Here is a 13,797-nt window from a genome sequence, read left to right as displayed (position 1 = left end):
GGCTGCTTTATCTGGCAGTCCGTTTTTTAGAAGTGCCGCGCTGCGGCGTTGTTTGCGAAGGGATCAGAAAGCTGAGGATGGCGGTCCGCGGGCACGGTTGGTGCGCAGTTCTGAAAGAGTGAGCGCTTCTTGCTGTTGCGGAAGCGTATTTTCGAGCGACGCCGGATTGGGATTGAGGCCATCATCTGCAAGTGGCGTTGGCAGAAGAATGGAGGATGCCAGCAGGCAAGCCTCGCAAAAGAGGATCGCACCACCTTCGTGCTTGCCATGCTGCGATTGATTTTGCGGCAGATGCTCGGAGCAGATCTCGGCAAAGGTGCCATCCGGCAACCGGTAGGCTTCATCAAGTGCGGCGACAGGCGCAGCCTGAACCGGCTTATGCGCGAAGCCGAGAGACAGCATCAGTACGGCGCAGACCATGCGCAGCACAGACTCGATTGTCTTTACCCTGTTTCTTGCGAACACCCTCATGGTCATTCCGATACCGCGCTTTGATCCAAAATCAAAGAGCCACTCGGCGTGTCGCGGAACAGCTCCCCAAGGCTGGCGTTTTATCTGCAGAACGCAACGCATCACCGAGGAGTTGAAACATGCCAGCAAAATCCAAAGCCCAGCAGAAAGCCGCAGGCGCGGCCCTTGCAGCAAAGCGCGGCGACATGCCGAAATCCCGTTTACAAGGTTCTTCAAAAAGCATGGCTAAGTCCATGACAGAAAAAGAACTTGAAGATATGGCCTCGACGAATCGCAAGAAGCTCCCGGAGAAAAAGGACGCTTAAGTTTCGGCCCGCTTCGAGAAACGGCGTGGTCGACCGGATGACAAGCAAATGACGCAGGTTGAACAAAAAACTGTTCACCTGCGTCATTTCGTCCTTGCCAATCTGAGAGCTTCACAGATAATGAGCTTCCATACCGTTGGGAGAAACCGCTTCGATGCGGTGCCGAAGGAGCAACCGCCCCGGAAACTCTCAGGCAAAAGGACCAACGGTCGAACGGAACTCTGGAGAGAAGCCTCCTTGCACTTATAAGGGCAGGCTCGCCGAAGGGATAACAATCTCAGGCGACAAGGACAGAGGGGGCTCTTGAACCCGACGCTCGCAGAGTGTCACGAACATGAGCCCGCGCGAACGCGCTACCCCGGAGGCGTCCTTGGCCGATACAGCCGAGCTGAAAGTCACCCCACTCCATTCCCTGCATCTGTCCCTTGGTGCCCGCATGGTGCCCTTTGCGGGCTATGACATGCCTGTGCAATATCCGGCGGGCGTTCTGAAGGAACATCTTCATACCCGTGCGTCGGCCGGTCTCTTCGATGTCTCCCACATGGGCCAGGTCATCGTGAAGGCTAAGTCCGGCAAGGTGGACGATGCCGCCCTTGCTTTGGAGAGGCTGGTGCCGGTCGATATCCTCAACCTCAAGGCTGGTCGCCAGCGCTATGGCTTCTTCACCGATGAGAATGGCTGCATCCTCGACGACCTGATGATCACCAATCTCGGCGAGCATGTGTTCGTTGTCGTCAATGCCTCCTGCAAGGATGCCGATCTTGCCCATATGAAGACGCATCTTTCCGACAGCTGCGAGATCACGTTGCTGGACGATCGTGCATTGATCGCGCTTCAAGGTCCGCGCGCGGAAGCTGTTCTCGCGGAACTCTGGGCGGGCGTCTCCGACATGAAGTTCATGGATGTGCGCGAAATTCCGCTGCATGACGTTCCCTGCATCGTGTCACGCTCGGGTTACTCGGGTGAGGACGGTTTCGAAATCTCCGTTCCTGCTGACAAGGCCGAGGAGATTGCCAAAGCCATGCTCGAACATCCCGACTGTGAGGCCATCGGCCTCGGTGCGCGCGACAGTCTTCGGCTCGAAGCCGGTCTTTGCCTCTATGGCAACGACATCGACACCACAACGTCACCGATCGAAGCATCGTTGGAATGGGCCATCCAGAAGGCGCGTCGTGCCGGCGGTGACCGCGAAGGCGGCTTTCCAGGTGCCGATCGCATTCTTGGCGAACTTGGCAACGGCACGAGCCGTCGCCGCGTCGGTCTGAAGCCCGAAGGCAAGGCGCCGGTGCGCGGTCATTCCAAGCTGTTTGCCGATGCTGAAGGCAAGACTGAGATCGGTGAGGTTACCTCTGGCGGCTTCGGCCCCACTGTGGAAGGCCCCGTTGCCATGGGCTACGTGCCCACCGACTACACGACACCTGGAACGGCGATCTTCGCCGAGGTGCGCGGCAAGTACCTGCCGGTCACCGTCGCCGCCCTGCCCTTCATCACACCCACCTATAAGCGCTAATTTGCGGAGAAACCCATGCTGAAATTTACCCAGGAACACGAGTGGCTGAAGATCGAAGGCGATGTCGCCACCGTCGGGATTACCACGCACGCCGCAGAACAACTCGGCGATCTGGTTTTCGTTGAACTGCCCGAAGTCGGCGCGACATTCTCCAAGAACGGCGAAGCCGCAACCGTCGAGAGCGTCAAGGCCGCGTCGGATGTCTATTGTCCGCTGGACGGCGAGATCGTCGAGATCAACCAGGCGATTGTCGATGATCCGTCGCTCGTCAACTCCGACCCGCAGGGTGCCGGCTGGTTCTTCAAGCTGAAGCTTTCCAACACCGCCGATGCCGATGCGCTGCTCGATGAAGCCGCCTACAAGGAGCTGGTCGCGTAATGAACACGCCCACTGAATTTCATTTCACCGACTACCAGCCCTATGACTTCGCCAATCGTCGTCATATCGGTCCGTCGCCGGCGGAAATGGAGGAGATGCTCAACGTCGTCGGTTACAAGAGCCTCGATGCGCTCATCGACGCGACCGTGCCCTCCTCCATCCGTCAGAAGGAACCGCTTGCCTGGGGTGCCGCGCTGACCGAACGCGAAGCACTCGACCGCATGCGCGAGACGGCGAACAAGAACAAGGTTCTGACCTCGCTGATCGGCCAGGGCTACTACGGCACGATCACGCCGCCCGTCATCCAGCGCAACATTCTGGAGAACCCCGCCTGGTACACGGCCTACACGCCCTACCAGCCGGAAATCTCGCAGGGCCGTCTCGAAGCGCTTCTCAACTTCCAGACGATGATCTCCGACCTGACCGGCCTCGATGTTGCCAACGCCTCGCTTCTCGATGAAGCAACGGCTGCTGCCGAAGCCATGTCCATGTGCCAGCGCGTGGCGAAGTCCAAGGCGAACGCATTCTTCGTCGATGCCAATTGCCACCCGCAGACCATCGCGCTGATCGAAACGCGCGCCGCGCCGCTTGGCTGGAAAGTCGTCATCGGCAATCCGTTCACAGATCTCGATCCGGTCGATGTCTTCGGCGCGATCTTCCAGTATCCCGGCACGCATGGCCATGTGAGCGATTTCTCAGGCCTGATCTCCCGCCTGCACCAGACAGGTGCGATCGCCGCCGTTGCCTGCGACCTGCTGGCGTTGACGCTTGTAAAGTCTCCGGGTGAGATGGGCGCCGATATCGCGATCGGCTCTTCGCAGCGCTTCGGCGTTCCGGTCGGTTACGGCGGGCCGCATGCGGCCTTCATGGCGGTCAAGGATGCCCACAAGCGCTCGATGCCTGGTCGCCTTGTCGGCGTGTCTGTCGACGCCCGAGGCAACCGTGCCTATCGCCTGTCGCTGCAAACCCGTGAGCAGCACATCCGCCGCGAGAAGGCGACCTCCAACATCTGCACTGCCCAGGTGCTGCTTGCCGTCATGGCATCGATGTATGGCGTCTTCCACGGTCCGCAGGGCATCAAGGCAATCGCCCAGCAGACGCACCAGAAGGCGGTGCTGATGGCCAAGGGTCTGGAGAAGCTTGGCTACAAGATAGAGCCGGATACCTTCTTCGACACGATCACGGTCGAGGTCGGCCACATGCAGGCGCTGATCCTGCGGGCCGCGGTTGCCGAAGGTGTGAACCTTCGCAAGGTGAGCTCCACCAAGATCGGCATGAGCCTTGATGAGCGTACCCGCCCGGCAACGCTGGAAGCGGTCTGGCGCGCCTTTGGCGGCAACTTCTCGATTTCCGACTTCGAGCCGGATTATCGGTTGCCGAAAGATCTATTGCGTACAAGTGCTTACATGACGCATCCGATCTTCCACATGAACCGCGCCGAAAGCGAAATGACGCGTTACATCCGTCGTCTTTCGGACCGTGATCTGGCGCTCGACCGGGCGATGATCCCGCTCGGTTCCTGCACCATGAAACTCAATGCCACAGCGGAAATGTTGCCGATCACCTGGCCGGAATTCTCCGACATCCATCCTTTCGTCCCGGCCGATCAGGCTTTGGGCTACAAGGAAATGATCGACGATCTCTCCGCGAAGCTCTGCGCTGTGACCGGATACGACGCTTTCTCCATGCAGCCGAATTCCGGCGCGCAGGGTGAGTATGCCGGCCTGCTGACGATCCGCAATTACCATCTGGCTCGTGGCGACGCGCATCGCGATGTCTGCCTTATCCCAACGTCGGCACATGGCACCAACCCTGCCTCCGCACAGATGGTCGGCATGAAAGTCGTTCCGGTCAAGGCGAAGGAAAACGGTGACGTCGATATCGACGATTTCCGTGCAAAAGCAGAGCAGTATGCAGAAAACCTCTCGTGCTGCATGATCACCTATCCGTCCACCCACGGCGTGTTTGAAGAAACGGTTCGCGAAATCTGCGACATCGTGCACAAGCATGGCGGACAGGTCTATCTGGACGGCGCCAACATGAACGCAATGGTCGGGCTTTCCCGTCCTGGTGACATCGGTTCCGACGTCAGCCACCTCAACCTGCACAAGACCTTCTGCATTCCGCATGGTGGTGGTGGCCCCGGCATGGGACCGATCGGCGTCAAGGCGCACCTTGCGCCTTACCTTCCCGGTCACCCGGCAAGCGACGGTCGTGCTGGTGCAGTCTCCGCCGCGCCGTTTGGCTCCCCGTCGATCCTGCCGATCTCCTGGAGCTACTGCCTGATGATGGGTGGCGAAGGGCTGACGCAGGCGACCAAGGTGGCGATCCTCAACGCCAACTATATCGCTGCGCGTCTGAAGGGCGCCTATGACGTACTCTACAAGTCAGAGGCTGGCCGCGTCGCTCATGAGTGCATCATCGACACGCGCCCGCTCAATGACAGCTGCGGCGTCACCGTGGATGATGTGGCAAAGCGCCTCATCGACTGCGGCTTCCACGCGCCGACCATGAGCTGGCCGGTCGCTGGTACGCTGATGATTGAGCCGACGGAATCCGAGACCAAGGCTGAAATCGACCGCTTCTGCGACGCCATGCTGACGATCCGTCAGGAAGCCCGCGACATCGAGGAAGGCCGTGCTGACAAGCTCAACAACCCGTTGAAGAACGCCCCGCATACGGTCGAAGACCTTGTCGGCGAATGGGATCGTCCCTACGGCCGCGAACAGGGTTGCTTCCCGCCTGGCTCCTTCCGCGTGGACAAGTACTGGTCGCCGGTCAACCGTATCGACAATGTCTATGGAGACCGCAACCTCGTCTGCACATGCCCACCAATGAGCGAGTATCAGGAAGCAGCGGAGTAAAATCGACTGACGAAGCCCGGAGCGATCCGGGCTTCTTTCGTTAGAGCCCGCCATGATTCACGATTTGATAGCCGTCGTTTCAACATGTCGGGCATAGCCGTTGTGCGGATCACGCCATAGGACGTATAGAAGCAGTCGACATCTGTTTCTTTAAAAATTTAGCTATGCTCTCTCCTATCGCCACATCGCTCAGCATTGTCTTCGTCAGCCTGTTTTTCGGCACTGCCCTGCTCGTGGCATGGCGGCGTTTTGGAGTGCAATTCCACGCTGCGTTCTGGGCGTTGTCCTTCATGTTTTCGGCGGCCGGACATGGCGTCCGGGTGTTTGGCGTGGTCTGGCCGGATTATCAGAGCGTCATGGCGATGCTCGCCTGTCAGGCTTCGATCGGCAGTTTCGCGCTTCTGGCGATCGGGTTCCGTTCCCGTGCCAATCTCGATCATCGTTTGATCTCACTGCTATGGGCATTGTCTGCTGTCGCCATTGTGGTGTTCTGGAGCGAGCAGCCATTCGAGTGGCGCATGGCGTCGCGGATGATGACGTCAGCGGCCGATGCGCTCTTCGTTGGATTGATCGTCTTCCTGCCCAGGCATGCAAAAGGCCTGTCTTCACCGGTTCGCTTGGCGCTGGCATTCTTTGGGCTCTACATCCTGTCGGTCGGCATTGCGGCTTGGATGGCCAGACCGAATGGTGAAATAGCCGAGGCGTCTTTCATCATTGTCCTATCGCTCGGCACGCCGACGGGCATGATGGCGACGGGAATCTTGACGCTTTTTATACTGGCGGCGGATCTCGCGGGAGAGCTGCAGAAGCAAGCACAGTACGACTACATGTCCGATCTGCTCAACCGACGGGGCTTTGAGGAGCGGCTCGCTTCCCAGCGCTTGGCATCGAATGAAACCGGCTTTATCGTGGCAACCGATCTCGATCGTTTCAAATCCATCAACGACAGACTCGGTCACGCAGCCGGCGACGAGGTCATCCGTCGCTTTGCCCGCCATCTGCAGGACGCGGCAGGCAATCACGATCTTACCGGCAGAATGGGCGGTGAAGAGTTCGCGCTTTTCATTGCTTCCGGCGACGGGAGAGAGGCGCTCGAGCGCGTTGAGCGCCTGCGCATGGGTGTGTCTTCTCTTTACCCAGATATTGATCTAGAGTCTCCGGTGACGGCGAGCTTTGGTGTCGTGCGGCTAAAGCCAGATGAAAGCTTTCATCAGGCTTATGCGCGCGCGGACGCTGCCCTCTATGCATCGAAGGATGCCGGCAGAAACACCACGGTCGCGGATCTCGACGAAGCCGCCTGAGGCTCTCGCTACCCTGTAGCATGTCCCGCCGTACTTTATCGCGTCAGCCTGATATCCGCAGTGGTGACGGTCGGCCCATTAGCGCCGTCCTTATCCGTCGTGCGCAGCCTCAAGCCGTCGCGCCCAAGCTTGCTGATGGTCATGCCGGCCACGCGATCGCCGTTGATGTCACGGTTCCAGCGGACAGTCAGGTTGATGTTGTCGCCTCGCCGGCTGCCGCTGAGGGCAGATGGGCGCCCCGACGGGCCGACATAGTTTCCGCTGTATCGCGTGCCACGAGCCGTCAAGTCGGCGGAGATTGCACGGCGCACGACGACGAAACCACGGCAGGTGCCGTTCATCTGTAGCGATGGTCCGGATGCTGTCGTCTGGAAGGTGCAGTTGACATTGACCGGGCGAGAGCCGATGCGCGTCGTGACAGTGCCGCTGCCTTTCCAGCTTCCGCCAAGCGAGGATAGAAACGAGGTTTCGTCCGCTGCGGCGGGTGTGGAGATCATGGCCGCCAAGGCAAAAAGGCCGGCTGTCTTTAGTTTCATGGTGATCGCTCCCTATCAAGGAATGCGAACGGCGAAGACGTCCATAGAGTTCCTAATTTAGATCGTTATGGGCCATAGCAACCAATAACGTTTTCGTGCGTTCTGGGCTCGCTTCATCTCCATCCGGAAACGCGCCGATGACATCCCTCACCTCTTCTGCCCCGGACCGAGCCTCTCTTGGCCGGTCCAGCGGTATCAGCGACCGCACATTATTCGCCCTCGCCATTTTGAATTTCTTCCTGGCAGATGCGCGCGACGGGTTAGGCCCGTTCCTCGACGCGTTTCTGGCAACCAATGGCTGGTCGCCGATGCAGTTGGGGATCATTGCAACCGTTGGCGGCCTTGTTGGCCTTGCCGCAACACCACTTTGCGGTGCGCTGGTCGATGGAACCACCTGGAAGCGGGCGCTCATTGCCGGGCCGGTCATTCTTGTGACCGCGGGCGCACTTTTGACATTGCTCTTTCCGACTGAGACCATCGTTTGGGGTGGTCAGATCATGACGGCGGTTGTCGGCGCGACTGTCGGTCCAGCGCTTGCTGGTTTGACGCTCGGCCTCGTTGGAGAGAAGCTGTTCTCCAAGCAAATCTCACGCAATGAATTCTGGAACCATGGCGGCAATTTTGCCTCGTTGTTTGCCACCTATGTCGCTGTCTCCTATTTCGGCATTTCCGGCGTTATTGGCCTGATGGTCATTACCGCCATCGGAACGCTGATTGCGATCACGGCAATCGACCCCAACCAGATCGACCACAAGGTGGCGCGTGGTCTAGGTCACGATGAGGGTGAGCCCGGGCCTTCCGGATTTGGCGTGTTGTGGCACGAGCGCGGGCTTATCCTGCTTGCCATCATTTTGCTGATCTTCCATTTCGGCAATGCCCCGATGGGCCGATTGATTGCTCAGGATTTTGCCGTCGAACTCAACTCGCCCTTCAAGACAACGGCGATCATCACGGGCGTGGCCCAGTTCGCCATGATCTTTGTAGCAGCGCTCGCCCCATGGCTGATCCGCCGCTTCGGGCTTTCTGCCGTGTTCCTGATCGCACTCGCGGCCCTACCCATACGCGGACTGCTGGCAGCGTCCTTCGAACAGTTCTGGGTCGTCTATCCAGTCCAGCTCCTGGATGGCATCGGTGCTGGCCTTCTTGGCATTGCGACGCCGGTTGCTGTGGAGCGAATTCTGAAGGGCACCGGACGCTTCAATGTCGGCCTGGCAAGCGTGATGACAGTTCAGGGTATCGGTGCGTCGCTCAGCAACGGTGTGGCCGGATGGCTGACGACTGAGGGCGGGTTTGCGCTCTCGCATCTGGTCGGCGGTGGTGTCGCGGCAATTGCCATTCTGCTCTTTATTTTCTACCGGCGAGACATCGTTCCCGATAATGAGCCCGAGGACGCCTGAGTCCAGACAGCGCTGAAGCCAAAAAAGGAGGCACGTGGCCTCCTTTTTCTCTAGATATCAAAACGGTATCAGCCGACGAAGGCACGCTCGATGACGAATTCAGCGGGCTTGTTGTTGGCGCCTTCGGTCAGGCCAGCCTTCTCCAGAAGCTCCTTGGTGTCTTTCAGCATGGCCGACGAGCCGCAGATCATTCCGCGGTCAATCGCCGGATCGAGAGCTGGAACACCAAGGTCGGAGAAGATCTTTCCATTGGCAATCAGATCGGTGATACGGCCCTTGAAGGGATATTCCTCACGCGTCACTGTCGCATAATGCTTCAGCTTGTCGCCGGCAATCTCACTGAGGAATTCGTGGTTCTTGATCTCCTCCACAAGGTCGAAGCCGTATTTCAGTTCGGCGACGTCGCGGCAGGTGTGGGTGAGGATAACCTCCTCGAATTTTTCGTAGGTCTCGGGATCACGAATGAGGCTTGCGAAAGGCGCAATGCCCGTGCCGGTCGAGAACATATAGAGGCGCTTGCCAGGGGTCAGCGCGTCGAGTACCAGCGTCCCTGTCGGCTTCTTGCGCATCAGCACGGTATCGCCGGGCTTGATCGCCTGCAGGTGGGAGGTCAGCGGACCATCCGGAACCTTGATGGAGAAGAATTCAAGCTCTTCATCCCAGGCCGGGCTGGCGATCGAATAAGCGCGATAAATCGGCTTGTCGCCGACCATCAGCCCGATCATCGCGAACTCTCCGGAGCGGAAGCGGAAGCCAGCCGGGCGCGTCATACGGAAGCGGAACAGGTGGTCGGTGTAATGCTCAACCGAAAGAACCGTTTCGGCGTAGACGCCGTCCGGGATCTTGACCGCAAATTCTTCCGTTTTGGCAGGAGCGTTCATTCTTCTTCCGTCCATTTCACAAAAAGCCAGACATTCTTGAGGCGGGGAAATACACCATCCGCACTGCCTTTTGAAGGTACAGGAACGTCATTGGAGCTATGCAGGTAGAAATATGTATCAATAACTCATGTTTCGGCGCAAGACTTCAAACTGCAGCACGGCGCCGCCAGCTATAGGTCTCACCCTCCGCAGCAGGTTTGGCCGTCGGCTGGTAATAGACGTCGATGCCCGGCAAACGGTTTTCCGACAGGCGGCGGATCGCCGTCTCGTTCGTGACTGCGAAGCTGGTGAAACCGGTTCTCAGCATCAATGGCACCTGGTCGATCAAGACGTCACCGACAGCCCGCAACTCGCCCTGGTAGTTCAAGCGCGTGCGCAGGAGTGACGCATGGCTGAAGCCTCGCCCGTCGTTGAAGGCGGGGAAGCTGACAGCAACAAGCGCGATGCGATCGATAAAGGGGGCCAGTTTCGTCACATCGTCCGCCGGCGTGATGAGAACGCCGAGACCGACATCATTGCTCTCAGCTGCTCGCGTCAGAAAGGCATCGAGCGACAGGACCGCATTCTGCCCCTCGCCTGCCTTGACGTCGTCGCTCTCGATGACCCAGGGATCGTTCTCGACGAAGCCTTGTTCGCTCCAGATTTTCGTCATTTCCATAGTCCTCAGGCAGCTTCTGCGGCTGCAGGATAAAGGGCATCCTTGAAAGGCTGCGGTCCAACACGGCGGTAGGCTTCGAGGAAACTTTCTTCCTTCGTTAAGCGCAGGCCAAGATAGGTGTCGACAATCGTCTCCACCGCATCCGTCACCTTCTCCGGCTCGAAGCCGCGACCGATGATTTCGCCGATCGATGAATTCTCATCACCCGAACCACCCAGCGTGATCTGGTAAAGTTCGGCACCCTTCTTCTCTACGCCCAGCAGGCCGATATGGCCAACATGGTGGTGACCGCAGGCGTTGATGCAGCCGGAGATCTTGATCTTCAGCTCACCGATTTCAGCCTGACGCTCTGGAGAACCGAAACGTCTGGAGATCTCCTGCGAGACCGGTATGGAGCGCGCATTGGCGAGCGCGCAGTAGTCCAAGCCAGGACAGGCAATGATATCGGTGATGAGACCAGCATTGGCAGTTGCAAGGCCTGCGCCCTGGAGCGCCCGATAGACCGGCTCCATATCCGCAAGTGCGACATGCGGCAGGATAATATTTTGCTCATGGCTGATGCGGATTTCATCGAAGGCATATTCTGCGGCGATATCTGCGACAACATCCATCTGCCCGTCAGATGCATCGCCCGGAATGCCGCCGATCGGCTTCAGCGAGATTGTCACCATGCCGTAGTCGGGGTGCTTGTGTGGCTGGACGTTCTGATCCACCCAGCGCGCGAAATCCGCATCCGCCTTCTTCCAGCGCGCAAGGCTTTCCCAGCTTTCTGGACGGTCCTTCAACTGCGGCGGCGCGAAGTAAGTGGTGATCGCAGCGATATCCGCGTCGGGAAGTTTCAGTTCGCCGTTTTTCAGGTGAACGAACTCCGCCTCGACCTGCCGCGCCAGTTCTTCCGCACCCGTTTCATGCACGAGGATCTTGATGCGCGCCTTGTACTTGTTGTCGCGACGACCATGAAGGTTGTACACGCGCATGATGGCGGTGGTGTAGGACAGAAGGTCCTCTTCTGGCAGGAAGTCGCGGATCTTCTTGGCGATCATAGGCGTTCTGCCCTGCCCGCCTCCGACATAGACCGCAAAGCCGATGTCGCCCTTGTCGTTCTTTTTGAGATGCAGACCGATATCGTGAACCTGGATCGCAGCGCGATCGCGCTCTGCACCCGTTACGGCAATCTTGAACTTGCGTGGCAGGAAAGAGAATTCCGGATGCACCGACGACCATTGGCGCAGGATTTCCGCATAGGGGCGTGGATCGGCCACTTCGTCTGCCGCAGCACCTGCAAAGTGGTCGGCGGTGACGTTGCGAATGCAATTTCCGGAGGTCTGTAGCGCGTGCATCTCCACGCTTGCCAGTTCTTCCAGGATAGCAGGCGTATCGGCAAGGCGTGGCCAGTTGTACTGGATGTTCTGGCGCGTGGTGAAGTGGCCATAGCCACGATCGTACTTGCGGGCAATATGAGCCAGCATCCGCATCTGCTTCGAGTTCAGCGTTCCATAGGGGATTGCAACGCGCAGCATGTAGGCATGCAGCTGGAGATAAACGCCGTTCATTAGACGCAATGGCTTGAACGCATCTTCGGCCAGCTCACCGGACAGGCGGCGCTCCACCTGATCGCGAAACTGCTCCACGCGACCCTTTACGAAAGCGTGGTCGAACTCGTCATAACGGTACATGATCTTCCTCAGACTGCGATAAATGCTGCGTCAGCAGGCTTGTAGCCCGTGGCGTATTCGATGGTGGGGCCTGCCGCACGGATGCGCTCGCGAAGGCGCGTCGGCCACAGGCGGCCGTCTTCTTCAGCCACGTCGATGATGTTGACGTCCACGACCTTGTTGGCGGAGAAATCTCGCTTGCCGATTTCTTCCAGCGACGCGACGGCTTCCGCATGACGCGCGACAAGCGACGACTGCAGATCCTCGTTCCATTGTCCGTTCGCGTCGAGCCAGACAGCAATGCCATCGCTCAGACGATTGGCGGTCAGTACCTTATCAACCATTTGCATACTCCTGTCCGATCGGGGCGCTGAGCGGCGAAACCGCCAGCGCTTCGGACCTTTCGAAATTCGCACCGGCGACCGCATCGCCGATGATCACCATAACCGGACCGGTCAACTCATCGCGATGCTCGAGATCCGGCAAATCCTTCAATGTACCGTGCATCAGGCGGCGATAGCTACGGCTGGCGTTCTCAATGACGGCAACCGTCGTGTCGGCGTTCAGGCCAGCACTCATCAGTCTTGTTGCCACCGACGCCGCGACGCTACGGCCCATATAGACGGCAATGGTCGCACCTGAGACCGCAAGACGAGCCCAGTCCGGCAAGATATCGCCCGCAAGATCATGGCCGGTGGTGAAGATCAGCGACGATGCAACACCGCGTAGTGTCAACGGTAACTCGAAGTCGGCCGCCGCAGCAAAGGCCGAGGTGATGCCAGGCACGATCTCGTACCCGATTCCCGCTTCACGCAGTGCCGCCATTTCTTCGGCCGCGCGGCCATAGACCAGTGGATCGCCAGATTTCAGACGAACGACGCGCTTGCCTTCCTGGCCTAGAGACACCAACAGCTTGTTGATATCTTCCTGCGACTTGGAATGACAGCCCTTGCGCTTGCCGACCGAGAGACGCTCGGCGTCCCTACGGCCCATATTGACGATTTCCTGCGGCACAAGCGCGTCGTAGACGATCACATCTGCCTGCATCAGAACGCGTTGCGCCCGCAGCGTCAGCAGATCTTCCGCACCCGGCCCTGCACCCACCAACCAGACATAGCCTTCCGGGCTTTCAGGGGAGAGAAGAAGCTTTTCGGCTGCGGCGTGAGCGCCATCGACGTCGTTCAGTGCGACAGCATCTGCCACGCTGCCGGAGAAGAAGCGACGCCAGAAATTGCGGCGGAGCGCGCCTTTAGGAATGCTCGCCTCGGCAGCATCGCGATATTCAACAGCGAGCCGTGCTAGACGACCGAGCGACGGCGCCAGCATCTGATCGATGCGTGCACGAACGATCTGGCCGAGCACAGGTCCCGCGCCTTCCGTGCAAATCGCGACGGCAAGAGGTGCGCGCGATACGAGGCCCGGCGTGTAGAAATCGCAGTAACCCGGCTGGTCGACGGCATTGGCGGGAATGGACTTTGCGCGCGCCGCATCCACGATCTGACGGTCAAGCGCTTCATCGCCCGTGGCAGCAAAGACCAGCGTCATGCCCTCCACCTGATGCACTGCGAATGCTTCTGCGACCACCTTGATCTGCTCTTTAACGAGGAAGGCGGCGTAGTCGGACTGTGGATCGTCAGAGAAGGCAACGATCAGCGCATTGGTATTTGAAAGAAGCCGCGCCTTGGCGTAAGCCTCGTCGCCATTGCCGAAGACAGCAACGTGCTTGCCCTCAACCTTGAAGAAGGCGGGGAAGGTCGTCAGACGGTTTTCGGTGCGGGAAGCGGTTGTCTCAAACATGTTCGCAATATCGCCGATCGATTAAAAAGGTTGAAGGCACGAAA

The 13,797-nt window shown here is 58.9% G+C and carries 13 protein-coding genes and 1 riboswitch; of the genes, 6 read left to right on the top strand and 7 right to left on the bottom strand.

The annotated features are described in order from the left end of the window. Nucleotides 1-63 precede the first annotated feature (63 nt). The gene (locus ACTJKV_RS10590; RefSeq protein WP_274102308.1) at nucleotides 64-471 is read right to left on the bottom strand and encodes a hypothetical protein; all 408 of its coding nucleotides are present in this window, start codon (nucleotides 469-471) and stop codon (nucleotides 64-66) included. 119 nt (nucleotides 472-590) lie between these two features. Between ACTJKV_RS10590 and ACTJKV_RS10585 the strand changes: the two genes are divergently transcribed. From ACTJKV_RS10585 to ACTJKV_RS10565, 5 genes are all read left to right on the top strand, one after another. Beyond that, nucleotides 591-776, top strand: a complete 186-nt coding sequence (locus ACTJKV_RS10585; RefSeq protein ID WP_274102307.1) for a DUF3008 family protein — start codon at nucleotides 591-593, stop codon at nucleotides 774-776. Nucleotides 777-903: 127 nt separating this feature from the next. Then, a riboswitch (glycine riboswitch) is annotated at nucleotides 904-991 on the top strand. A gap of 155 nt (nucleotides 992-1,146) precedes the next feature. Beyond that, a complete protein-coding gene (gcvT, locus tag ACTJKV_RS10580; protein ID WP_440598640.1) occupies nucleotides 1,147-2,286 on the top strand; it encodes a glycine cleavage system aminomethyltransferase GcvT in 1,140 nt (379 codons plus the stop codon). A gap of 15 nt (nucleotides 2,287-2,301) precedes the next feature. Next, a complete protein-coding gene (gene gcvH / locus ACTJKV_RS10575; RefSeq protein WP_112952526.1) occupies nucleotides 2,302-2,664 on the top strand; it encodes a glycine cleavage system protein GcvH in 363 nt (120 codons plus the stop codon). Beyond that, on the top strand, nucleotides 2,664-5,528 hold the full coding sequence (gene gcvP, locus ACTJKV_RS10570) for an aminomethyl-transferring glycine dehydrogenase (protein ID WP_274102305.1): 2,865 nt from the start codon (nucleotides 2,664-2,666) through the stop codon (nucleotides 5,526-5,528). The genes gcvH and gcvP overlap by 1 nt, the downstream gene beginning before the upstream one ends. 164 nt (nucleotides 5,529-5,692) lie before the next feature. Further along, the gene (locus tag ACTJKV_RS10565) at nucleotides 5,693-6,829 is read left to right on the top strand and encodes a GGDEF domain-containing protein (protein ID WP_274102304.1); all 1,137 of its coding nucleotides are present in this window, start codon (nucleotides 5,693-5,695) and stop codon (nucleotides 6,827-6,829) included. A gap of 35 nt (nucleotides 6,830-6,864) precedes the next feature. Here the strand turns inward: ACTJKV_RS10565 and ACTJKV_RS10560 are convergent, their stop codons facing one another. Further along, nucleotides 6,865-7,365, bottom strand: a complete 501-nt coding sequence (locus ACTJKV_RS10560; protein WP_274102303.1) for a hypothetical protein — start codon at nucleotides 7,363-7,365, stop codon at nucleotides 6,865-6,867. Between the two features lie 137 nt (nucleotides 7,366-7,502). Between ACTJKV_RS10560 and ACTJKV_RS10555 the strand changes: the two genes are divergently transcribed. After that, nucleotides 7,503-8,762, top strand: coding sequence for an MFS transporter (locus ACTJKV_RS10555; protein WP_113327125.1), 1,260 nt, complete (start codon nucleotides 7,503-7,505; stop codon nucleotides 8,760-8,762). 68 nt (nucleotides 8,763-8,830) lie between these two features. Here ACTJKV_RS10555 and ACTJKV_RS10550 read toward each other — a convergent pair whose 3' ends face one another. From ACTJKV_RS10550 to cysG, 5 genes are all read right to left on the bottom strand, one after another. Then, complete coding sequence (locus ACTJKV_RS10550; protein WP_274102302.1) at nucleotides 8,831-9,643, bottom strand: ferredoxin--NADP reductase; 813 nt, start codon at nucleotides 9,641-9,643, stop codon at nucleotides 8,831-8,833. Nucleotides 9,644-9,788: 145 nt separating this feature from the next. Next, on the bottom strand, nucleotides 9,789-10,295 hold the full coding sequence (locus ACTJKV_RS10545) for a DUF934 domain-containing protein (RefSeq protein ID WP_116493863.1): 507 nt from the start codon (nucleotides 10,293-10,295) through the stop codon (nucleotides 9,789-9,791). A gap of 11 nt (nucleotides 10,296-10,306) precedes the next feature. Then, a complete protein-coding gene (locus ACTJKV_RS10540; RefSeq protein WP_274102301.1) occupies nucleotides 10,307-11,977 on the bottom strand; it encodes a nitrite/sulfite reductase in 1,671 nt (556 codons plus the stop codon). An 8-nt stretch (nucleotides 11,978-11,985) separates the two neighbouring features. Next, nucleotides 11,986-12,300 (bottom strand): DUF2849 domain-containing protein, encoded by a 315-nt coding sequence (locus ACTJKV_RS10535; protein WP_062437505.1) that lies wholly within the window; start codon nucleotides 12,298-12,300, stop codon nucleotides 11,986-11,988. Further along, a complete protein-coding gene (cysG, locus tag ACTJKV_RS10530) occupies nucleotides 12,293-13,753 on the bottom strand; it encodes a siroheme synthase CysG (RefSeq protein ID WP_274102300.1) in 1,461 nt (486 codons plus the stop codon). Before cysG ends, ACTJKV_RS10535 begins: the two co-directional genes overlap by 8 nt. Between the last annotated feature and the right edge of the window lie 44 nt (nucleotides 13,754-13,797).

The organism is Agrobacterium sp. 22117, from assembly GCF_052045735.1.
Classification (GTDB): domain Bacteria; phylum Pseudomonadota; class Alphaproteobacteria; order Rhizobiales; family Rhizobiaceae; genus Agrobacterium; species Agrobacterium cavarae.
Note: the sequence above shows the minus strand (reverse complement) of the source record. Positions and strands in the feature narration are given on the sequence as shown.